The sequence below is a fragment of the Streptomyces sp. NBC_00210 genome, from assembly GCF_045160975.1.
Lineage (GTDB): Bacteria > Actinomycetota > Actinomycetes > Streptomycetales > Streptomycetaceae > Streptomyces.
This window is the reverse complement of record NZ_CP108120.1, coordinates 2,716,946-2,736,069: the sequence shown is the minus strand read 5'-3', so window position 1 is coordinate 2,736,069 and position 19,124 is coordinate 2,716,946. Positions and strand designations below refer to the sequence as shown.

Below are 19,124 nucleotides of genomic sequence, written 5' to 3'. Positions count from 1 at the left end.
AGGACTGCCCGTGACCAAGGTCAATCCCCATGCAAGCCAAGGTCGTTGGCCAGGCCCTGTCCGGCAGGATCGGCCGGACAGGGCTTAGGGCGTGTTTAGAAGTCCCGCCTGCCCCGCGACGCCTGGCACGCACACTCGCGATGTTGTCGGAGTCGCCCAAGTACGTCCAGTACGAGGGCGATCCTCCGCCTTGCGATTGCACGCACCAGACGCCGCAGGGCCCGCCCTGCGGGCGGACGGCGCTACTTCTAAAACACGCCCTGGTGGCGGGCCGGCTTCCAGCGGTACTGGAGCTCGGGGCGGCCGATCTGTCCGTACTGCGGGGCGCGTGCGGCGCGGCCCTCGGTGACCAGATGCTCCAGATAGCGGCGCGCGGTGATCCGCGAGATACCGACGGCCGCGCCGGCCTCGGTGGCGGTGAGCCCGGCGGCGGATGCGCGCAGGGTACGGGTCACCGCGGCCAGCGTCGGGGCGCTCAGCCCCTTGGGCAGACCCCCGCCCTGGGGTGCGCGCAGCGCGCCGAGCGCGCGGTCCACCTCGTCCTGGCCGCTGGCCTCACCGGCGGCGGCGCGGAACTCGGCGTACCGGTTGAGACGGTCCCGGAGGGTGGCGAAGGTGAAGGGCTTCAGGACGTACTGGACGACGCCGAGGGAGACGCCCTCGCGGACGATCGCGAGGTCGCGGGCGGAGGTGACGGCGATGACGTCGGCGGAGTGCCCGGCGGCACGCAGGGACCGTACGAGATGAAGGCCGTGTCCGTCGGGCAGATAGAGGTCCAGCAGCAGCAGATCGACCGCGGTCCGCTCCAGCAGCCGCACGGCTTCGGACCGCGAGTGCGCGACCCCGGCAACGTCGAAACCGGCGACGCGACGGACACAGAGGGCGTGTGCGTCGGCGGCGACGGGGTCGTCCTCGACGACGAGAACTCTGATGGGGGTGTCGCTCACCTGGCCACCTCCGCGGTGCGCTGCGCGCGGACGCGGATCGTGGCCCTGCGCGGGGCGTTCGTCATGTGCGCACCTCACTCGTGTGCAGGGGGAGGCGTACGGTGAACTCCGCACCGCCGTCCGGGCCCTGCGTCAGATCCACCGTGCCGCGGCTACGGTGCACCGCCTGGCGGACGAGCGCCAGCCCCAGGCCCCGGCCCGCGCCGTGGGTGGACCAGCCGCGGCGGAAGACCTCCTCCGTGTCCGCCGGGTCGATGCCCGCACCCGTGTCCGCGACACTCAGCAGCAGCTCCTCGTGGTCCGCGTGCGCGGTGACCGTCACCCGGGCGCGCGGCGGCCGCCCTCCGTCCCCGGTCCGGCCGCCCACCGCCGCCTCCGACGCCGCGTCGACCGCGTTGTCGATCAGGTTGCCCAGGATCGTCACCAGGTTGCGGGCCGGCAGCGAGGGCGGCAGTACGCCGTCGTCGATACGGCTGTCCTCCGCGAGGACCAGCTCCACGCCGCGCTCGTTCGCCTGCGCCGCCTTGCCGAGCAGCAGTGCGGCCAGCACCGGCTCACCGACCGCGCCCACCACGCGGTCGGTCAGCACCTGCGCCAGCTCCAGCTCCGCGGTGGCGAAGTCGATCGCTTCGTCCGCCCTGCCCAGCTCGATCAGCGAGACGACCGTGTGGAGGCGGTTGGCGGCCTCGTGCGCCTGGGACCGCAAGGCCTGGGTGAAGCCGCGCTCGGAGTCCAACTCGCCGGAGAGCGCCTGGAGTTCGGTGTGGTCCCGGAGCGTGACCACCGTGCCGCGCTGCTCCCCGCCCACGACCGGGCTGGTGTTCACCACGATGACCCGGTCCGCGGTCAGATGAACCTCGTCGACCCTCGGCTCGGCCGCCAGCAGCGCGCCGGTCAGTGGGGCCGGCAGGCCGAGCTCCGCCACCTGGCGGCCGACCGCGTCCTCGTCCAGGCCGAGCAGCTCCCGCGCACCGTCGTTGACCAGCGCGATCCGTCGCCGTCCGTCCAGCATCAGCAGCCCCTCGCGCACCGCATGCAGCGCGGCCTCGTGGTAGTCGTGCATCCGGCTCAGCTCGGCCGCGTTCATACCGTGCGTGTGCCGCCGCAGCCGCGCGTTGATCACATACGTACCGAGCCCGCCGAGCGCCAGCGCCCCGCCCGCCACCACGAGCAGCCCGACGACCTGCTTGCTCGCCTGCTCGCTGATCTTCTGGATGGTGATGCCGGCGCTGACCAGCGCGGTGATCTTCCCGTTGTCGTACACGGGAGCCACCGTCCGTACCGAGGGGCCGAGCGTACCCAGATGCTTCTCGCTGTAGATCTTGCCCTGCAGCGCCTCGTCGATGCTGCCGAGGTACTTCCTGCCGATCTCGCCCGGGTCCGGATGCGTCCACCGCGTGCCGTCCGGAGCCATGATCACGACGAAGTTGACGCCCGCGTCGCGGCGCAGCCGCTCCGTGTACGGCTGAAGCTGGTCCGTCGGATGCGCGGAGCGCGCCGCGGCGACCACCGAGGGGGACCGGGCGACTGCGGTTGCGGCAGCCCGGGACTGCCGGCGCGCGGTCTCCTCGGCCTGGGAACGGTCGGTGAGGTAGGTGAAGAGCGCGCAGCCCGCGACGATCGCCGCGACCAGTACGACCTGCATCGCGAAGAGCTGGCCCGCGAGGCTGCGGGGGCGAGGTATGCGCATGCAGTAAGTCTGCCTGGCCGGAATTGCGTGAACGAAACGAACGTAACGGTGACCGGGGTCACAGGCTGGTGGATAGTCACGGCATCCATAGGGACATGGACGCATGTGAAATCTAGGAGGACCCCGTGGCTACTGGAGCCGTCAGGCGGGACCGGACCCACTATCTCTACATAGCCGTGATCATCGCGGTGGCGCTGGGCGTCGCCGTTGGCCTGGCTGCCCCCGAGTTCGCCGTCGAGCTCAAGCCACTGGGTACCGGCTTTGTGAACCTGATCAAGATGATGATCTCGCCGATCATCTTCTGCACCATCGTGCTGGGCATCGGCTCGGTACGGAAGGCCGCCAAGGTCGGCGCGGTCGGCGGTATCGCGCTCGGCTACTTCGTGGTGATGTCGCTGGTCGCGCTCGGCATCGGCCTGGTCGTCGGCAACATCCTGGAGCCCGGTACGGGCCTGGCGCTGACCGACGCGGTCAAGGACGCGGGCCAGGGGGCGGTCTCCACCGAGGCCAAGGACACCACCGAATTCCTGCTCGGGATCATCCCGACGACGATCGTCTCCGCCTTCACCACGGGTGAGGTCCTGCAGACGCTCCTCATCGCGCTGCTCGTCGGTTTCGCGCTGCAGGCGATGGGCTCGGCGGGCCGGCCGGTGCTGCGCGGCGTGGAGCACATCCAGCGGCTCGTCTTCCGCGTCCTCGCGATGATCATGTGGGCCGCGCCCATCGGTGCCTTCGGCGCGATCGCCGCGGTCACCGGCTCGGCCGGTCTGGACGCGCTCAAGAGCCTCGCCGTGCTGATGCTCGGCTTCTACGTCACCTGCTTCCTCTTCGTCTTCGTCGTGCTCGCCGCGCTGCTGCGCGTCGTCGCGGGCCTCAACATCCTCACCTTCTTCAAGTACCTTGGCCGGGAGTTCCTGCTGATCCTGTCCACCTCTTCGTCCGAGTCCGCCCTGCCGCGGCTCATCGCGAAGATGGAGCACCTGGGCGTGAGCAAGCCGGTGGTCGGCATCACCGTTCCGACCGGCTACTCCTTCAACCTCGACGGCACCATGATCTACATGACCATGGCTTCGCTCTTCATCGCCGATGCGATGGGGCAGCCGATGTCGCTCGGCGAGCAGATCCCGCTCCTCCTCTTCCTTTTCGTCGCGTCCAAGGGTGCTGCGGGCGTCACGGGCGCCGGTCTGGCGACACTGGCGGGCGGTCTGCAGTCGCACCGCCCGGAACTGGTCGACGGCGTCGGCCTGATCGTCGGTATCGACCGCTTCATGAGCGAGGCGCGTGCGCTGACCAACTTCGCGGGCAACGCGGTGGCGACGGTGCTGGTCGGGACATGGACGAAGGAGATCGACAAGGCGCGGGTGGACGAGGTGCTGGCCGGCCGGATTCCGTTCGACGAGAAGACGCTGCTCGACGACACAGGCGGCCACGAGGCGCCGGAGGCCGACGTCGAGGTGCCGGAGCAGCGGGACGGGGACGGGGTCCCGGCGAAGGTCTGAGAGCGGGACCTTCTCAGGGACTGGCATCCGGAGGGTCTGACCTTATGAGGGCCTGACATCCGCAGGGCATGACATGAGCCGGGACCGGCGCACTCGGGGCGCCGGTCCCGGCTCCTTCCGTAGCGCCGGCCCCGGACCACAGCGGCCGGAGGGGACCTGTAGCCCCGCCACGATCTCCTGCGCCCGCTCGGCCCTCACGCCCGACCGCCGCCTCGGACCGGGACGCCCTGACCCGCAGGCTGCTGGGCGTCCCGGACCCGGCGGCGGAGTAGCAGTCACTGCTGGATCGGATTGCCGTCCGTCCCGCAGATGTACCCCGCGACGATGCAGTTGGCCACCCGGCGCTTCAGCTCACCGTCGTCCCAGGCGTTGAAGAAGTCGCCGTGGAAGGTGTAGCCGGGCGCGTTGGTGACATTCGCTCCGTTCCTGGTGCCCGCGAGGGTGAGCCCGCCGCCGTTCACCGGCCAGGTGATCAGCAGTTCAAGACGCGGCACGACCACGGGGTGCGAGGCGGGACACGTCTGCCCCACCGCGTACGCCATGTGATCACGGTGGTTGGCGGTGTCCAGGCTCTTCCCGTCCCAGCAGGTCGGGAAGTCCAGATAGTTCTCCAGCTTGGTGCCGGGCGGGCAGTTGATGAAGTCCCGGCTGGACTCCGGCCGGCCCACGCACGACCAGCGTGCGGCCGGGTTCTGGTCGGGCGATGTGGCCAGGGCGTTGCCGACGACGTACCGCAGACCGCGCGGATGGGCGACGGCCCGGGTGTGGTCGGTGATGCCCTGGTAGTAGACGGTGACCCGTTCGGGGGCCACGGGCACTCCGTTCTGGTAGAGGGTGGGGGTCCAGTACGAGGAAAGGTCGGTCTTCGGCGTGCAGTTGGTTGTGCCCTCGGCCAGCGACTGGAGCGTCGAGGACGCGTTCGCCGTCCGGTTTCCGTAGAACTCATGGATGTGGGAGCGGCCCGCCTGACCGGGGAAGACGATCGGGTCGTCACCCTGGCGGTGGCTGGAGAAACAGTCCGCGCGGAATTCGCTGCCGCGGACCGGGGCCGCCGCCTGGGCGACGATCGCGGCCGCCTGTTCAGCGGTGAAGGTGTACGCGTGGCCCGCATGGCCTGTGTGACGCGAGGCCGTCTCAGGGGCCGGTGAATCGCTCCTCGTGGTCACCCATCCCGCCGTGATCAGGAAGATCACGGCCGCGGTGCTCGCGAGCATTCGGCGGAACATGTGTCGGTTCTCCCGTCAGGATCAGTCGAAGGGGATGCGTACGACGGACTGGTTGCCGACGCCGAGCGTGCCGGCGCCGTTGCCGATGGCGCTCCAGACCTCGATCTGCACCTTGCCGTTGGTCAGATCGCCGAGCGCTCCGGTGGCCGACCTGAGGCCCTTGGCCTGGGTGTAGTGCTCGTAGCCCGTCACGGGATCGGTGGCGAAGTAGTTGTACGTCTCCGTCCTGTCCCAGCTGCCGTCGGCGGTACGGTCGTAACTCACCCTGATCTGCTGGCCGTTGGCGACCGTGGAGCCCGCGTCCACGAACAGGTCGAACTGAGTGGCCCCGCCGTTGTACTTCCGGGTGATCCCGGTCGAGGTGAAGACCTGCGGGTTGTGCGGGGTGCCGTCGTAGTTGGCGCCGCCCGCCGACGCCAGGCTCACCGTCGCCGCCGAGGCCGCCGCGTCGCCCGCGCCCCCTCCCGTACGCAGATACAGCTGCGAGGAGCCGGACGGCGGCGGCGTGGTGGGCGGGGGAGTGGTGGGCGGCGGCGTGGTCGGCGGGGTTGTCGAGCCGCCGCCGCGGGTCCAGACGGCCACGTAGTCGACGAGCATCGGGCGGCCGGGGACGGTCGCCGCAGTGGGGGTCTTGCCCGCCAGCGCGTCGGGGAACGCGCCGCCGATCGCGACATTGAGCAGGATGAAGTAGCCCGCGTGACTGGTCATGTTCGCCCAGGTCCCGGCGTCCACGCGGTTCTCGGCGACGCTGTGGAAGAGCTGGCCGTCCACGTACCAGCGCAGCTCATTGGGGGAGACGGAGCGGTCCCACTCGAAGCGGTAGGCGTGGAAGGCGGACTGGCAACTGGCTCCGGGGCAGGCGCGGTTGTTGGCAATGCCGCTGGTCTCGTTGCAGGGACCGCCGGGGTTGACGCCGCAGTGCAGCACGCCCCAGACGGAGTTGATCCCGTTGACGTTCTCCATGATGTCGAACTCGCCGATGGACGGCCAGTTCCAGTAGTTGCCGCGGTAGGGGGAGCCGAGGGCCCAGAAGGCGGGCCAGTAGCCGAGCGCGGCCTGGCCGGTGACATTGGGCATCTGGATGCGGCTCTCGATGCGCAGAGTGCCCCCGGCGGGCGCCTTGAAGTCGGCGCGCCGGGTCTCGATCCGGCCCGAGGTCCAGTTGCCCGCGCCGTCACGGAGCGGGTTGATGCGGAGGTTGCCGCCTCCGTCGAGGGAGAGGTTGTCTGGGTTGTCGGTGTAGTTCTGGATCTCTCCGGTGCCCCAGTTGCCGGGTCCGCCGGGGTAGGCGTGGCCGAGGTCGATCTGCCAGTTGGCGGACGAGGGCAGGGTGCGGTTGGCGCCGTTGAAGTCGTCGCTCCACTGGAGGTTCCAGCCGGGCGTGGGGGGTACGTCGCCGCGCGCGGACCCGGCGCCGGTGACGGCGATGAACCCGGCGAGGGCGACGGCGAGGGCGACGATCAGGGTGAGGAAGGGGGTGCGTCTGATGCGGCTCGTGCTCAAGGAACACCTCCGGAAGGATGGTGTAAGCGGGTCTTGAGAGCGCTCTCACCAACAGTTTTGTAGATGTAGACAGAGCGGCCGTCAATAACCCTGGACCCTTAACTTCCTGAACGCAGTAGCGGAGTTGGGCTGAACGGCTGGTCAGGAGCGAGGGGGGGCGGTGCGCACCCGGAATTTGTTCATCCGCGAGGGCGGCGGTCTCGTTGGGGGCCGACGGTCGTGGCGTCGAGGCGCTGAGGGGCCGGAACTGAACCCATTGCCTTGACGTCGGCGTCAAGGCTTACCGTCGAGGACATGCGAATCGGCGAGCTCGCGGAGCGGGCGGGAACCACCACCCGCACCCTGCGCTATTACGAGTCCCGCGGGCTCCTGCCCGCCCGGCGCGCGGTGAACGGCTACCGCACGTACGACGAGGACGATCTGCGGCTGCTCCAGCAGATCCGAACCCTTCAGGACTTCGGGTTCGATCTGGAGGAGACCCGGCCGTTCGTCGAATGCCTGCGCGCCGGGCACCCCGCCGGGGACTCCTGCCCCGCCTCGCTCGCCGTGTACCGCGCCAAGCTCGGCGAACTGGACACGCTCATCGAGCAGCTCCAGTCGGTACGCGCCCAGGTGGGCGCGCAGCTCGCGCGGGCCGAGGCGGAACTCGCGGGCGGCCCGGAACCACGGTGCGAATTCGGAGGGTGACTAATGATTCAGGCAAAGGGCGTCGCGGCAGTGACGGACGCGGACTTCGACGCGGAGGTGCTCGAGGCTCCGCTGCCGGTCCTGGTGGAATTCACCGCCGACTGGTGCGGCCCGTGCCGCCAACTCGCGCCGGTACTGAGCGCGATCGCGAGCGAGGAGGCCGGCCGGCTCAAGGTCGTGCAGCTCGATGCGGACACCAACCCGGAGATCATGACGCGGTACGGCGTGCTGTCGATGCCGACGCTGATGGTGTTCCGGGCGGGGGAACCGGTGAAGTCGATGGTGGGCGCCCGACCCAAGCGCCGACTGCTTCAGGAGCTGGATGACGTGATCCAGTCGCGTCCGTAGTGCCGTGGGCGGCGCGCGCTGAGACGGCGCAGGGGGCGCCCGGCCGGCTGTTCCGGCCGGGCGCCCGTCCGGACTCCCGTGTCTCACAGACCAGTGGTCAGGTGGTGTGAAGGCTGCTGGGATCCCCTTCGTGAGGGAGCGCCCGAACGCTCCGCCTGTCAGAGGCGTGCCGAAGGCGTGGGTGCCGGCGTGCGGCGGCACAGACTGATGAACTCGTAGACGGCGCCGTAGGGCACTTCGGCGGTCGGAGTCGTCGCCGGGTCACAGGATCCGGCCGGGGCCACGCCGCCGCTGGTGTTCAGGCGGCGGATCTTCACCACCTCGGCCAGCTTGCCGGTGGACCTGCCCGACTGTGTGGCGGTCAGCTCCAGTTCGGGGATGTTGCCCGGGCCGTTCGGGGTCTTGCTCGCCACCTTGCCGGTCACGGCGCTGCCGTCCCGGGCGATCCACTGCGGGGGGCCGGAGTCCGGGTTGACGAACGAGTGCTTGATGCCGCCCTGAAGGGTGGCGCGGACGCCGCGCTGGGTGAAGGCGAAGGTGCCATCCGCCTGCTGGGTGCAGGCGTAGATCTGGACGCCGGAGACCACAGACGCCCGGAAGGTGCGCTCGACGGCGCCCTGGGCTGCGGCGGTGCCCTGGGGCGCGTCGGCCTGTGTCCCGGTCTGAGAGGCGAAGCCGGATCCGGTCGTCACGGCGAAGCCGCCCGCCACTATGCCGGCGCCTGCGACCAGCCAGGCGATCTTCTTTCTCCGGGTGGCGGTTCGTTTCCTGGACATTCCACTCCTCATTTCGTCATCACGTACGGAGAGTTGGGCAATCGCACCGTGGAAGCGTGAAAGGACGCATTGCAGGGCGAAGGTACTGCGCGCTTTTCCCGCCTCACCATCTCCATTCTCCGGAGCGGATGTCAACCTCGGACAACCGAATTACCAGAGCTACTTGGACGGTGATTGCCGGAACCCCTCCCGGTCATTCGGCCGGTGCAGAGATCTGCTCTGCGCCCTGATGTACGCGCCGGGTCCACCAGGTACTCAGCTGTCGCCGAACTCCTTTCGGGAGCGTGCTGGAACGCGGTGGCAGGGGAGTGGTCAACCCTGGATGTGGCGAGCAGGCGTCAAGATAATGGCAGGTCAGGGCAGTTCGTCGAACTCTGGCGGATTCCTCTTCGGGGGTCCCGAAATCTTTGCTCTGAGGACCGAAACGCTGCACCGGAGGAACCGAAACATTGCGGCCTGCGGGCCGTTGCTCTTGCCTGTGTCAGCCCCGCCCTGATGGGATGGGCCGTCCCCCTGCATGCGTTTCTCCTCCGGTTTCCCGAGAATGCAGTACGCGCACGATCGGGTCGACGGCCGGAAGGCATGTGGAGTGGCATTTCTGGGCTTCCGAATCCGCACCGCTGGCGCCTACCGCGGCGAGGGGAAGACCGACGCCCGTGACGCGGCGATCATCGCGGACCAAGCCCCGCATGCGACGCGATCTGCACCCCATGCGCCCAGGGAACGTGGGGGCATTCAAAGGCCAGCGTCGGCCAGGCTCACGCAACCCGCCGAAGTGCTAGCGGGGAACCGGCTGCCCGGCACACCCTGTGGCCAGCCGGGTGACGACGAGTGCGCCCGCCCCGGCCGCCGCGGCCACGACCAGGCCAAGCAGCGTGACGCTGGACCCCATCCCCGTCGCGTCCGTGAGGTATCCGGTGCACACCGGGAGGATCCCCGCGAAGAGGTAACCCCAGGCGCTCAGTGCCGCATTGGCCTCGGCCAGACGGGCTGTCGGGACACGGGAGTTGAGTATCGAGAAGCCACCCAGCTGTCCCATGCCCTGCCCGGTGCCTGCGAGCACGCCGGCGGTGAGCAGCAGCCCGATGGAAGAGAAGTGCACGGCGAGGATCACGAGCACCATGCCCGCACCGGTCGCGGCCGTAGCCGTGGTCAGCAGCCTGCGTGGCCGCCAGCGGCTCACAAGGAACTGCACTCCGGTCGACGCGCCGAACATGACGAACGCCGAGCCGCCCGCCACGATCCGGTTGGCCGTACCGAGGAGTTCCGCGAGCACGGAGGGGCCGAGTGCGAGCAGGAACGAGGTCCCGGTCATACCCGGCATGTAGGCCGCCAGACTCAGGAGGAGGTCCCGCCGGTTGGGCCGCGGCACCGACGGCAGCCGCAGCCACGAGTCGCCTGCGCCGTGGCGGCGTACGCCCGGCAGGGAACGTATGACCAGCAGGGCCGAGACCAGGAGCGCGGCCTCAAGGACGAAGACCGTCACCGTCGGTGCCGGGAGCAGCTGGGCCACGCAACCGGCGAGCAGGGGGCCGGTGGCAAGGCCAGTGCCCATCGCCACCGATCCGGCCAGTGAGGCCTGGCGGCGGCGCTCGGGCCCGCCGACGTCCGCGACCGCCGCCATGCCCGCCGCCACCGTGCCGCCCACGGCGAGGCCGGTGAGCAGGCGAGCGGTGAGGAGGGCCGCCACGCTCGCGGCGGTCGCGTACAGCAGACACGCGGTCAGCGCAAGCAGCACGGCAGGGAAGAGGACCGTCCGCCGGCCGTAGCGATCCGAAAGGACGCCGGCGACGGGGAGGGCGAGCAGCAGGCCGCCGATGTAGGTGGCGAAGACGACGGTCAGGGTGCCGGTGGCGAAGCCGATCCGGTGCTGCCACAGCACGAACAGCGGGGTCGGTGCGTTCGACAGCATGAAGACAGCGGTGAGGGGCCAGGCGGCGAGCCAGATGTCCGCCCGCCGACCGCCGAGCTTCCGTGTCGCAAGAGGCTGCTGGACCGTGGTCATCACGCGATTCCGCGCAGCAGCGGCAGCAGTTCCTCGGCCGTACGCTCCAAGGCCGCGCGGTAGCTGAGCTCGTCGAGGACAGGGGAGGGCAGCCGCAGCACGAGGTGACGGGCGCCGGCCGCGATGTACTGGCCCAGCCAGTCGGCCACCTGCTCGGCGGGGCCGCCGAGGATGCCCTGGGTTGTGCGCATGGTGGCCAGGTCGAGCCGGTAGTACGCGCCGAAGTAGGAGTGAAGCGTCTCCTCGGCCTTCTCGATGCTCTTGTCCACGGCGACCGAGAGATAGACGGCATTGGTAACGGCGGTGGCGGGGCGTCCGGCAGCCTCGCTGGCCTCCTCCACCTGCAGTCGGCCCTTCTCGTAGTTGCCGGGTGTGGTGCTGGTCGGCATCCAGCCGTCGTAGATCTGCCCGGTGCGCTCCAGCATCTTCTCGCCGGAGTGCGCCATCCACAGCGGCGGCCCGCCCGGCTGGTCCGGCACGGGCAGCAGCGCCGCGTCCTTGAGCTGGTGGTACTTGCCTTCGTACGACACCGGCTCACCCTCGGCGGCCCACAGCGCGCGGCAGATCTCGATCGTCTCCCGCAGCCTGCCGACCCGCTCCTTGAACGGAATGCCGTACGCCTCGAACTCGGCCTGGGTCGCGGGTGAGGAGAACCCCGAGCCGACGCCCGCGATCAGCCGGCCTCCGGAGATCCGGTCCAGGCAGGCGAGTTCATGTGCGAGGTGGACGGGTGGGCGCAGCGGGAGCAGCACCGCGGTGCCGAGCTGGACGCGGTCAGTGGTGGTGGCCGCCGCTGTCAGGGCGAGCAGCGGATTCATCCGGGAGCGGGCCAGCGGGGACTCGCCGGCCCAGATCGAGTCGTATCCGAGCTGCTCGATCAGCTGGGCCAGTTGGCCGAGGTGGCGCGGATAGGCGTTCCGTTCGACGACGGATTCACGTCCGGGAAGGACGACACCGATCCGGAGGTCGGTCTTCGTGTCGGTCACGGTGATCCTCTTTCAGCAGGTCAGCAGGTCAGCAGGTCAGCAGGTCTGCGGTCAGCAGAAGACGGCGTCGATCAGTTCGCGCGCCTGGCGCGGGTTGAGCCGTGGGTCGCAGAGCGACTCGTAGCGTTCGGCCAGCGCGTGCTCGCCAGGCACCGGGCCGCCGATGCACTCGGTGACGTCGTCTGTCGCGGTCTCCAGATGGAGGCCGCCGACATGCAGTCCATGTTGTTCAAGGACCTGTCGGAAGGTGACGGCCTCGACGATGATGTCGGCGAGGTGGCGGGTCTTGAGACCGGATTCGGTGCGCTCGGTGTTGCCGTGCATCGGGTCGCTGAGCCAGATGACGGGGTTGCCCTCGCGGCGTACCGCGGCAGCGATCGGAGCGATCGCGCCCACGCCTCGCAGTCCCATCCGCAGGATCAGGGTCAGCCGGCCCGGCAGGCGGTTCGGGTCGAGGATGCGGCAGAGCCGGACCACGTCATCGGGCGTCGCGGTCGGGCCGATTTTGCAGGCGATCGGGTTGCTGATCGCGGCAAGGAACTCCACGTGCGCCAGGCCAGGTTGGCGGGTACGCTCCCCGACCCACGGGAAGTGGGTCGAGGCCAGATATGCCGCGCCGGTCTCCGGGTCGCGGCGTACCAGCGGGCTCTCGTAGTTCATGACCAGCGCCTCGTGGCTCGACCAGGGCCCGCGCGTGTCGGTGCGCTCTTTCTCCAGGCCGCGCAGCACGCTCGCGCTCGCCTCGTAGGCCTGGAGCATCCGGTTCGGGTCGTGGCGACGCGAAAGCAGCGACCGTTCTGGCGAGTTGATGAGATGGCCGCGGAAGGCAGGGATGGGCATCCCGTCGTACGTCTCGGTCGGGCTGCTGCGCGGCTTCGCGAACTGGCCGCCCATCCGGCCGATACGCACCACCTGCTGACCGGTGTGCCGGGCGAGCCGGTCGCTCAGCTCGCACAGCAACTCGCTCTTGGCTGCGGTGTGTTCGGGCCCGCATGCGTGGATGTCCTCTGCGCAGTCGCCGGTCTGCAGCAGCCGTGCCCGGCCGAGCGCCACCTCGGCGAGGGTGCGGCGCAGCGTCCTGACCTCCTGCGCCGTGGCGAGCGCGGGGGCGTCGCGCAGGGCTCGCCGCACGTCGTGGAGATCGGGGTGCGCGCTCCAGTGCGGCTGCTGCTCGGCGGGCAGTACGTCCCACAGTGCGGGGGGCGCAGCGTGGGCCCCGTGCACCGCGGTCGGCGGCGACTCGCTCACCGGGACAACTCCGGGCCGGGGACCAGTCCTTCTATCTCGACCAGCAGGTCGTTACGGCACACGGCCACATTCAGGTACACGATCTCGGCGTCGGGCCCGAACGAGTCCCGGCACTGGGCCCGCACCACGGGCAAGTCCTCGTCGTGGCGCACGTACACCTTGACGAGCCGGACGTCCTTCAGCTCGTGGCCCTCGTCGAGGCCGGCGGCGGCCAGGTTGCGGCCGCCGATCAGCTCGGCGATGTTGTCGAGCACCACCTCGGTCTGCTTGACGACGTCGCCGCGGTGGACGGTCTCATGGCCGAGGATGCTGGCCGTGCCGGAGACGAACAGCGGGCCGTCGCCGTAGCGTGCGCCCGCCGGGTGCAGCCGGGTGGCGCGGGCGAAGCTCGGCGGCTTCGGGCCGTACTGCTCGGGATAGTGGTAGGCGGGCGTCTGCCGCTGGTTTTCCAGATGCTGAGGGCGGCCCTCACGGCAGGCGAGCAGGGTGAAGGAGATCCCCTCGCCGCGCGTGCCGATGCCGGTGGCGGCCGGCATGTAGCCGGCTCCGTCGCCGTACGAGGCGAACGCCTCGGCCCGTCCCGCGACGAAGTCCTGGTAGATCTCCTGGCCTTCGGCGTTGGAGCCGATGATGTCGCCGACGAAGTTCCACATCCGGAAGATGTGCGGGTAACCGAGCTCCTCGACGAGCGCGAAGGCCGACTCGTACACCTCGCGCACCTTCGGCCCGTACACGCCGAGCGGCTCGATGGCCCCGGAGACGAAGAGGTATTCGCCGTCGTGGGCATAGGCGAGTTCGCCACGCAGGCCCACCTCGGGCTTCACCCTGGTGGTCCACACCTCGCGGAAGGAGGCGAAGCCGGGCGAGGACATGGGGATGGCGAGTTCGGGGTGTCCCTGCGCGGTGAGGGAGAGACCGGTCGTCTCTCCGAACGCGACCGTGCCCAGTATGTGCCGCCCGAGGGCGGGCTGAGGTATGCCGTCCAGAGGCGCGAAGTAAGCCAGTAGTCCGGTGTGGTGTGTCATGTCAGCACCCTTCTATGTCGCAGGCGGCACCCCGGGTCACGGCCTGTTCGGCCTGCACGTCGAGCACGGCTTTGCGGATCTGGGCCGGGCCCGGGACGCCTTCGATCCGGTGGCGCTCGCCGATGACGATCGTGGGGGCGACGGAGATGCGGTACGCCTGCGCCGTCCGCAGGGCTTCCTGATGGGTCTCGCTGTACGTCCCGGCCGTCAGGGCACTGGTGAAGCCATCGGCATCCAGGCCAATGTCGGCCGCGACGTCGGCGAGCACGTCCAGCCGGCCGATGTCCCGGTTCTCCTGGAAGAAGGCCCGCAGCATCCGCGGGGTGTATTCGGCGGCCTTCCCGTGCTCGGCCGCGTACTGGTACCCCTCGAACGCGAGCCGGGTATAGGGCTGTGGGGAAACGGTGGGCAGGGTGATGTCCACCCCCATCCGGCGGGCCATCGGGTAGACCGAACGCTTCCAGATGGCCGGCAGGTACTCGTCCTCGGGCCGCAGGGTCGCCGCCGGATGGGGCCGCAGCTCGAACGGCATCCATTCGATCGCGACATCGAGGTCGTGGGTCGCCTCGTGCAGCGGGCCCTCGGCCAGCATGCAGTACGGACAGACGTAGTCCGACCAGACCTTGACGGTGACTTTGTCCGCGGCTGTCTCGGTCATGCCCGCCTCCGCTCCATGGTGAGGTACTCCTCGAACGGCTTCGTCCCGTCCGCCACCTGCAGCGAGGTCACCTTGACGGGCCAGTTCACCGGGTCATCGGCGAAGATCGAGTACGAGCCCGAGTAGTCGAAGCCGTACTGCGCGGCCGTCTTGCGATCGACTGCATACACGATGTGGCTGACGTTGAAGTGCAGGGAGGCCATGTAGCACAGCGCGCACGGCTCGCCGGAGGCGATCAGGGTGGCCCCGGCGGTCGCGTACAGCCCGCTCTTGGCGGCGGCCTCGCGCAGCGCGACGACCTCGGCGTGTGCGGTGGGGTCGTTGTCCTCGCGGACCCGGTTGAACCCGGTCCCGAGGATGCGGCCATGGTTGACCACCACCCCGGAGAAGGGGATCCCCCCCTCGGCGACATGCCCGCGGCTGATCCGCACCGCCTTCTGGACGTACTCGGTCAGTTCGCTCTCAGTCAGAGGCACGCCGCTTCCCCTGCTCATACGGCCGTCAGGCGGAGCAGCACGGCGCCGCCGATGATCGAGGCGAAGGAGATCAGCCGGGCCGGCGTGATCTTCTCCTTGAAGATGAACGAGCCGAGCACGACCGTGCCGACACCGCCGAGGCCGGTCCAGATGGTGTAGCCGACGCTGACGTCCAGCTCCCGCAGGGCGAGCGAGAGCGTGTAGATACCGCCCGCCGCGGCGAGCAGCGTGAGCACGGACGGCCACAGGCGGGTGAACCCCTTGGTCGCGTTGGTGCCGAGCGCGAAGGCAATTTCGAAGAGGATGGCGATGCCGAGGAAGAGCCAGGTCATGACAGGTGGCCTTTCTGTACTGGGGAGAAGGGACGAGGGCGCGCTTCAGGAGACGGGCAGCCCGGCCGGGGCGGTCTCGGCGGCCGGGGCGGCCGCCGCCTTCTTGGCCGCGACGTTGTCCGAGATCCGCAGGCCCAGGGCGCCACCGATGATGAGGATGAAGGCGAGGACCTTCCACACGGTCATGGGCTCGCCGTAGATGATCGTGCCGAAGACGACGGTGCCGACACCGCCGATGCCGGACCAGACGGTGTAACCGACGCCCACGTCAATGGTCTTGAGGGCCTGCGACAGCGTGTAGATGCCGCAGGAGGCCGCGGCTGCCGTGAGCAGTGAGGGCCCCAGTTTGGTGAAGCCGTCGGTGGCATTGGTGCTGAGCGCGAACGTGATCTCGAAGAGAGACGAGAACAGCAGCCAGGCCCAGCCCTTGGAGACGGTTCCATTGGCGGCGTTCGCCGTGGTGCTGGACATAGAACCTCCATATAGTTGCTTGTACGTGCATGTTTCTGTCCACCGTGCTCGTCCGGAGCAGGGAGGAGGGACCGGTTCAGAAGCTTGCATGGACATGTATCTTGTTGTCAAACGCCGCCACGGGAGGAGTTCTACTCATGACCACGACCGCCTACGCGACCACCGCCTCCTCCGACCAGGCCATGTGGGACAAGGTCCTGACGTTGTACGCGCATGTGGAGCGCCAGCTCGCGCAGGCTCTCCAGCGGCGGCACGGCATAGGGCTGTCCGAATATCGCGCTCTGGAGGACCTCTCGCAGGCCGGCGACGGTGAGCTGCGCATGCAGGAGCTGGCCGACCGGATCGGGCTCGGCCAGAGTTCGGTGACCCGCCTGGTCGGACGTCTGGATTCGGCCGGGTTCGCGCACCGGGACGTATGTCCGGACGACAAGCGTGGCGTCTACGCCGTCATTACCGAAGACGGCAGACAACGTTACGCCGCCGCGCGAGCCACCTATGCCGAGGTGCTCAGCTCCGCGCTGAACACCGCCGGGGCCGATCCGAAGCTCGTGACCACGGTTCAGGCACTGCGCAGCGCGCTCTGAGCGCGACTGCCCGAACGCATTCGGTATCCGGCTTCGACCGAAAACCTCTGGTCCCGCCGGTGTTTCCGTAGAGAGCCGCCCGCATTCCGGGCGGCTTTCGGGCGTTCTGGAGCCCCTGCAAACACCCTCAGGTAAACGCGCGACCCCCTCTCGGGGGTCTTTGTATACCCCCCGCACACCTCGGCGACAGCTTGCATGTGCGGCCAAACCAATAGTTGATCCGGCAAGGCAATCCGAGGTGATGCACGTCACTTGTTGCTGGAAAATTATTTGCTTGACTCTGCATACACCTGCCCGGGTAGTGTTTTTTGCGGCAACGATCACGGGGGAACGTGAGCCGGGCCAGCCGACCTGATGGGTGCCGTGCCCTTGGCCTTTCGGCGCTGACTACGCGCCACCACTTCCCCGACGATCACCTTCGCATCGTTGATCACTTTCGCATCGACACGTGAAACTACAGGGGGAAGTGTGCCTTCACCGGGCCTTATTGACGCGTTTGCCACGCAGTCGCTGAACCAGCCGGAGCGTGTGGCCCTCGTCCTGGCCGAGCGCCAGTTGACATACCGCCAGTTATCGGATCTGGCTGAGCATTTCACTGCCGAACTCGAAGCCCTCGGCCTCGGCCGCGACCAGCCGCTGTGCGTCCCTGCGCACAAGACGCCCGAAACGATCGCCCTGCTCATCGGGGCTTTCCGGGCCGGCTACAGCGTCCTGGCCCCGTCACCCGAACTGGGCAACGAATCCCTGGAGACCCTCTGTGCGCAGGCACGGTGCTCACGGGTGCTCACCGCCGACCAGGAAGGTCTGCACGCGACCGACGTCGCACAGAACGCGCAGGCCGCCGAGGGCTTCTCCCAGGTCGACCCCACCGCGGCCAAGCTGCTGCTGACCACTTCCGGCTCCACCGGCGCCCCGAAGATCGTGCCCATTCCTGGCACCGCCCTCGACCGCTTCGCCGACTGGGCCACCGACTACTTCCACCTCACCGACGCAGACACTGCGCTCAGCTATGCGCCGCTCAACTTCGACCTCTCGCTGCTCGACGTCTGGGTCTTCCTCGGACTCGGGGCGCGAGTCGTCCTGGTCGAACGGGAGCTCAGCACGGACGCCCGCCACCTGCGGAAACTGGTGACCGAGCACCAGATCACCTTCGTCCAGGGAGTGCCGATGCTGTACCGGCTGCTCACCCAGGGCAAGGCGGTGTACCCGGACACCCGGACGGTGGTCTTCACAGGCGACGCGCTGCCGCAGGCGCTGCTGCGGGAGCTCGGCACCGCATTCCCCCGTTCCCGGTTCCACAACGTCTTCGGATGCACCGAAACCAACGACAGCTTCATCCACGACGTCGACCCCGAGACCACAGGACCGAAGATCCCCATCGGCCGGCCGCTCGCCGGAGTGAAGTCTCTGCTGCTCGACGGCGACGGGCAGGTCATCGACGGGCCCGGCACCGGTGAACTCCTGGTCTCGACCCCTTTCCAAACCACGGGATACCTGCAGCTCGCCCGCAATGAAGGGGTGTTCGTGCCCGCTCCCGATGGCGGCCATGAGGTGTTCTACCGCACCGGCGACATCGTCACACGCGACGCCGACGGCCTCCATCTGCTGGAGGGGCGCACCGACTTCCAGGTCAAGGTCCGAGGCGTGCGGACCAATGTGCAGGAGGTCGAGGGCGTACTGGCCGCCCATCCGGACGTCGCGGAGGCCGTGGTGGTGGCGCTGCCCGACCCGGAGGCCGGATACCGGCTGCACGCACAGGTGACCCGGCGCGCCGGCACCTCGCTCACCTCACTCAGGCTGCGGAGCCACAGCGCCCAGATCCTTCCCCGCCACGCCATTCCGTCCTCGGTCGCGGTCGGCGACAGCCCGCTCCCGCGCACTCCCACCGGAAAACCAGACCGCAACCTCATCAAGGCAGACCGACAGAAAGGGAATACGCCATGACCGCCCTCGCGGACGAAATACGAGGCTATGTCGTGACCGAGTTACTGGACGGTGAGGACACCGCCGATCTGACTCTCGATTTCGATCTGATCGAGAGCGGTGTCGTGGACAGCCTCCGTCTGGTCCGGGTCATCTCGCACATCTCACGTACGTATGAGATTCCGGTCGATGACATCCCGATCGCTCCGGACAACTTCCGCAGCATCGGGGCGATTTGCGCCTTCATCGAGAGCGCCACCAAGACTGCCGCCTGATTCATCGATTTGTTTCACAGAACCCGCAAATCTGTAGGAGACACCCATGATTGTCCGCAGCACTGACGAGATCTCCCCCGTCGAGTGGGGCAACGGCACCAGCCACCGCCTCCTGACCGAGGCCGACGGCATGGGCTTCACGGTGTGCGAGACCGTGGTCCGCAAGGGCAGCACCAGCCCGTTGCAGTACCGGAGTCACCTGGAGGCCTGCTACTGCACGGGAGGCTCGGGCGAGGTCGTCACCACTGACGGCACGCGTTACAAGATATCCGCGGGCACCATCTACGCCCTCAACCAAAACGACGCCCACTACCTCATAGCCTCCAACTATGAGGATCTCGTACTGATATCCGTGTTCAGCCCGGCGCTGCGCGGAGACGAAAAGCACACGCTGTCCGCCGACGGGTTCTCCCAGTACTGAGCAGAGTGAATCCGGGGCCGCACCGCAAGGGGCGGCCCCGGGCC

General features: G+C 68.8%; 20 protein-coding genes and 1 pseudogene. 8 read left to right on the top strand and 13 right to left on the bottom strand.

Translation table 11 applies throughout. From position 1 onward, the window contains the following. Window positions 1–248: 248 nt before the first annotated feature. Window positions 249–947 (bottom strand): response regulator, encoded by a 699-nt coding sequence (locus OG729_RS12210; protein ID WP_405805975.1) that lies wholly within the window; start codon window positions 945–947, stop codon window positions 249–251. Between the two features lie 61 nt (window positions 948–1,008). Further along, complete coding sequence (locus OG729_RS12205) at window positions 1,009–2,637, bottom strand: ATP-binding protein (protein ID WP_405805974.1); 1,629 nt, start codon at window positions 2,635–2,637, stop codon at window positions 1,009–1,011. 125 nt (window positions 2,638–2,762) lie between these two features. On the opposite strand from OG729_RS12205, the gene OG729_RS12200 reads away from it, so the two are divergent. Continuing rightward, entirely contained in the window at window positions 2,763–4,136 is a 1,374-nt protein-coding gene (locus tag OG729_RS12200; RefSeq protein WP_405805972.1) for a cation:dicarboxylate symporter family transporter, read from the top strand. A 275-nt stretch (window positions 4,137–4,411) separates the two neighbouring features. On the opposite strand, the gene OG729_RS12195 is transcribed toward OG729_RS12200, so the two are convergent. Together OG729_RS12195 and OG729_RS12190 are read right to left on the bottom strand one after the other, a co-directional pair. Continuing rightward, complete coding sequence (locus OG729_RS12195; RefSeq protein WP_405805971.1) at window positions 4,412–5,350, bottom strand: DUF1996 domain-containing protein; 939 nt, start codon at window positions 5,348–5,350, stop codon at window positions 4,412–4,414. Between the two features lie 33 nt (window positions 5,351–5,383). After that, on the bottom strand, window positions 5,384–6,865 hold the full coding sequence (locus OG729_RS12190; protein ID WP_405805969.1) for a glycoside hydrolase family 16 protein: 1,482 nt from the start codon (window positions 6,863–6,865) through the stop codon (window positions 5,384–5,386). A gap of 294 nt (window positions 6,866–7,159) precedes the next feature. Here OG729_RS12190 and OG729_RS12185 point away from each other — a divergent pair, with 294 nt between their 5' ends. Then, entirely contained in the window at window positions 7,160–7,552 is a 393-nt protein-coding gene (locus OG729_RS12185; RefSeq protein WP_405805968.1) for a MerR family transcriptional regulator, read from the top strand. Between the two features lie 3 nt (window positions 7,553–7,555). After that, window positions 7,556–7,900 (top strand): thioredoxin, encoded by a 345-nt coding sequence (trxA, locus tag OG729_RS12180; protein WP_405805966.1) that lies wholly within the window; start codon window positions 7,556–7,558, stop codon window positions 7,898–7,900. Window positions 7,901–8,058: 158 nt separating this feature from the next. On the opposite strand, the gene OG729_RS12175 is transcribed toward trxA, so the two are convergent. Then, the gene (locus OG729_RS12175) at window positions 8,059–8,676 is read right to left on the bottom strand and encodes a DUF3455 domain-containing protein (RefSeq protein ID WP_405805965.1); all 618 of its coding nucleotides are present in this window, start codon (window positions 8,674–8,676) and stop codon (window positions 8,059–8,061) included. A gap of 619 nt (window positions 8,677–9,295) precedes the next feature. Between OG729_RS12175 and OG729_RS12170 the strand changes: the two are divergent. Further along, window positions 9,296–9,401 (top strand): annotated as a pseudogene (locus OG729_RS12170) (transposase); the annotation flags it as partial. Between the two features lie 53 nt (window positions 9,402–9,454). Here the strand turns inward: OG729_RS12170 and OG729_RS12165 are convergent. From OG729_RS12165 to OG729_RS12130, 8 genes are read right to left on the bottom strand one after another with little or no spacing between them, the layout of a single operon-like run. Continuing rightward, window positions 9,455–10,681, bottom strand: a complete 1,227-nt coding sequence (locus OG729_RS12165) for an MFS transporter (RefSeq protein ID WP_405805964.1) — start codon at window positions 10,679–10,681, stop codon at window positions 9,455–9,457. Beyond that, complete coding sequence (locus OG729_RS12160) at window positions 10,681–11,667, bottom strand: LLM class flavin-dependent oxidoreductase (protein WP_405805963.1); 987 nt, start codon at window positions 11,665–11,667, stop codon at window positions 10,681–10,683. The genes OG729_RS12165 and OG729_RS12160 overlap by 1 nt, the downstream gene beginning before the upstream one ends. Before the next feature lie 51 nt (window positions 11,668–11,718). Next, a complete protein-coding gene (locus tag OG729_RS12155) occupies window positions 11,719–12,915 on the bottom strand; it encodes a 3-deoxy-7-phosphoheptulonate synthase (RefSeq protein WP_405805961.1) in 1,197 nt (398 codons plus the stop codon). Continuing rightward, a complete protein-coding gene (locus OG729_RS12150; RefSeq protein WP_405805959.1) occupies window positions 12,912–13,940 on the bottom strand; it encodes an FkbO/Hyg5 family chorismatase in 1,029 nt (342 codons plus the stop codon). The genes OG729_RS12155 and OG729_RS12150 overlap by 4 nt, the downstream gene beginning before the upstream one ends. A gap of 1 nt (window position 13,941) precedes the next feature. After that, the gene (locus OG729_RS12145; protein ID WP_360872008.1) at window positions 13,942–14,598 is read right to left on the bottom strand and encodes a DsbA family protein; all 657 of its coding nucleotides are present in this window, start codon (window positions 14,596–14,598) and stop codon (window positions 13,942–13,944) included. Then, on the bottom strand, window positions 14,595–15,074 hold the full coding sequence (locus OG729_RS12140) for a nucleoside deaminase (RefSeq protein WP_405805957.1): 480 nt from the start codon (window positions 15,072–15,074) through the stop codon (window positions 14,595–14,597). Before OG729_RS12140 ends, OG729_RS12145 begins: the two co-directional genes overlap by 4 nt. A 14-nt stretch (window positions 15,075–15,088) precedes the next feature. Next, window positions 15,089–15,406 (bottom strand): multidrug efflux SMR transporter, encoded by a 318-nt coding sequence (locus tag OG729_RS12135; RefSeq protein WP_360872003.1) that lies wholly within the window; start codon window positions 15,404–15,406, stop codon window positions 15,089–15,091. Window positions 15,407–15,451: 45 nt separating this feature from the next. Further along, window positions 15,452–15,877, bottom strand: coding sequence for a DMT family transporter (locus tag OG729_RS12130; RefSeq protein WP_405805956.1), 426 nt, complete (start codon window positions 15,875–15,877; stop codon window positions 15,452–15,454). A gap of 137 nt (window positions 15,878–16,014) precedes the next feature. Here OG729_RS12130 and OG729_RS12125 point away from each other — a divergent pair, with 137 nt between their 5' ends. From OG729_RS12125 to OG729_RS12110, 4 genes are all read left to right on the top strand, one after another. Further along, on the top strand, window positions 16,015–16,461 hold the full coding sequence (locus tag OG729_RS12125) for a MarR family transcriptional regulator (RefSeq protein WP_360871997.1): 447 nt from the start codon (window positions 16,015–16,017) through the stop codon (window positions 16,459–16,461). 468 nt (window positions 16,462–16,929) lie between these two features. Beyond that, window positions 16,930–18,405, top strand: coding sequence for an AMP-binding protein (locus tag OG729_RS12120; RefSeq protein ID WP_405805954.1), 1,476 nt, complete (start codon window positions 16,930–16,932; stop codon window positions 18,403–18,405). Beyond that, window positions 18,402–18,659, top strand: coding sequence for a phosphopantetheine-binding protein (locus OG729_RS12115; RefSeq protein ID WP_360871991.1), 258 nt, complete (start codon window positions 18,402–18,404; stop codon window positions 18,657–18,659). Before OG729_RS12120 ends, OG729_RS12115 begins: the two co-directional genes overlap by 4 nt. Before the next feature lie 46 nt (window positions 18,660–18,705). Continuing rightward, complete coding sequence (locus tag OG729_RS12110) at window positions 18,706–19,080, top strand: ectoine synthase (RefSeq protein ID WP_360871988.1); 375 nt, start codon at window positions 18,706–18,708, stop codon at window positions 19,078–19,080. The last annotated feature ends 44 nt before the right edge of the window (window positions 19,081–19,124 follow it).

What these genes read in the sequence shown, in the direction of transcription:
- OG729_RS12205 (WP_405805974.1), bottom strand. Translation starts at nt 2,637, where the DNA reads ATGCGCATACCTCGCCCCCGCAGCCTCGCGGGCCAGCTCTTCGCGATG.
- OG729_RS12195 (WP_405805971.1), bottom strand. Translation starts at nt 5,350, where the DNA reads ATGCTCGCGAGCACCGCGGCCGTGATCTTCCTGATCACGGCGGGATGG.
- OG729_RS12185 (WP_405805968.1), top strand. Translation starts at nt 7,160, where the DNA reads ATGCGAATCGGCGAGCTCGCGGAGCGGGCGGGAACCACCACCCGCACC.
- trxA (WP_405805966.1), top strand. Translation starts at nt 7,556, where the DNA reads ATGATTCAGGCAAAGGGCGTCGCGGCAGTGACGGACGCGGACTTCGAC.
- OG729_RS12175 (WP_405805965.1), bottom strand. Translation starts at nt 8,676, where the DNA reads ATGTCCAGGAAACGAACCGCCACCCGGAGAAAGAAGATCGCCTGGCTG.
- OG729_RS12165 (WP_405805964.1), bottom strand. Translation starts at nt 10,681, where the DNA reads ATGACCACGGTCCAGCAGCCTCTTGCGACACGGAAGCTCGGCGGTCGG.
- OG729_RS12150 (WP_405805959.1), bottom strand. Translation starts at nt 13,940, where the DNA reads ATGACACACCACACCGGACTACTGGCTTACTTCGCGCCTCTGGACGGC.
- OG729_RS12145 (WP_360872008.1), bottom strand. Translation starts at nt 14,598, where the DNA reads ATGACCGAGACAGCCGCGGACAAAGTCACCGTCAAGGTCTGGTCGGAC.
- OG729_RS12135 (WP_360872003.1), bottom strand. Translation starts at nt 15,406, where the DNA reads ATGACCTGGCTCTTCCTCGGCATCGCCATCCTCTTCGAAATTGCCTTC.
- OG729_RS12130 (WP_405805956.1), bottom strand. Translation starts at nt 15,877, where the DNA reads ATGTCCAGCACCACGGCGAACGCCGCCAATGGAACCGTCTCCAAGGGC.
- OG729_RS12125 (WP_360871997.1), top strand. Translation starts at nt 16,015, where the DNA reads ATGACCACGACCGCCTACGCGACCACCGCCTCCTCCGACCAGGCCATG.
- OG729_RS12115 (WP_360871991.1), top strand. Translation starts at nt 18,402, where the DNA reads ATGACCGCCCTCGCGGACGAAATACGAGGCTATGTCGTGACCGAGTTA.
- OG729_RS12110 (WP_360871988.1), top strand. Translation starts at nt 18,706, where the DNA reads ATGATTGTCCGCAGCACTGACGAGATCTCCCCCGTCGAGTGGGGCAAC.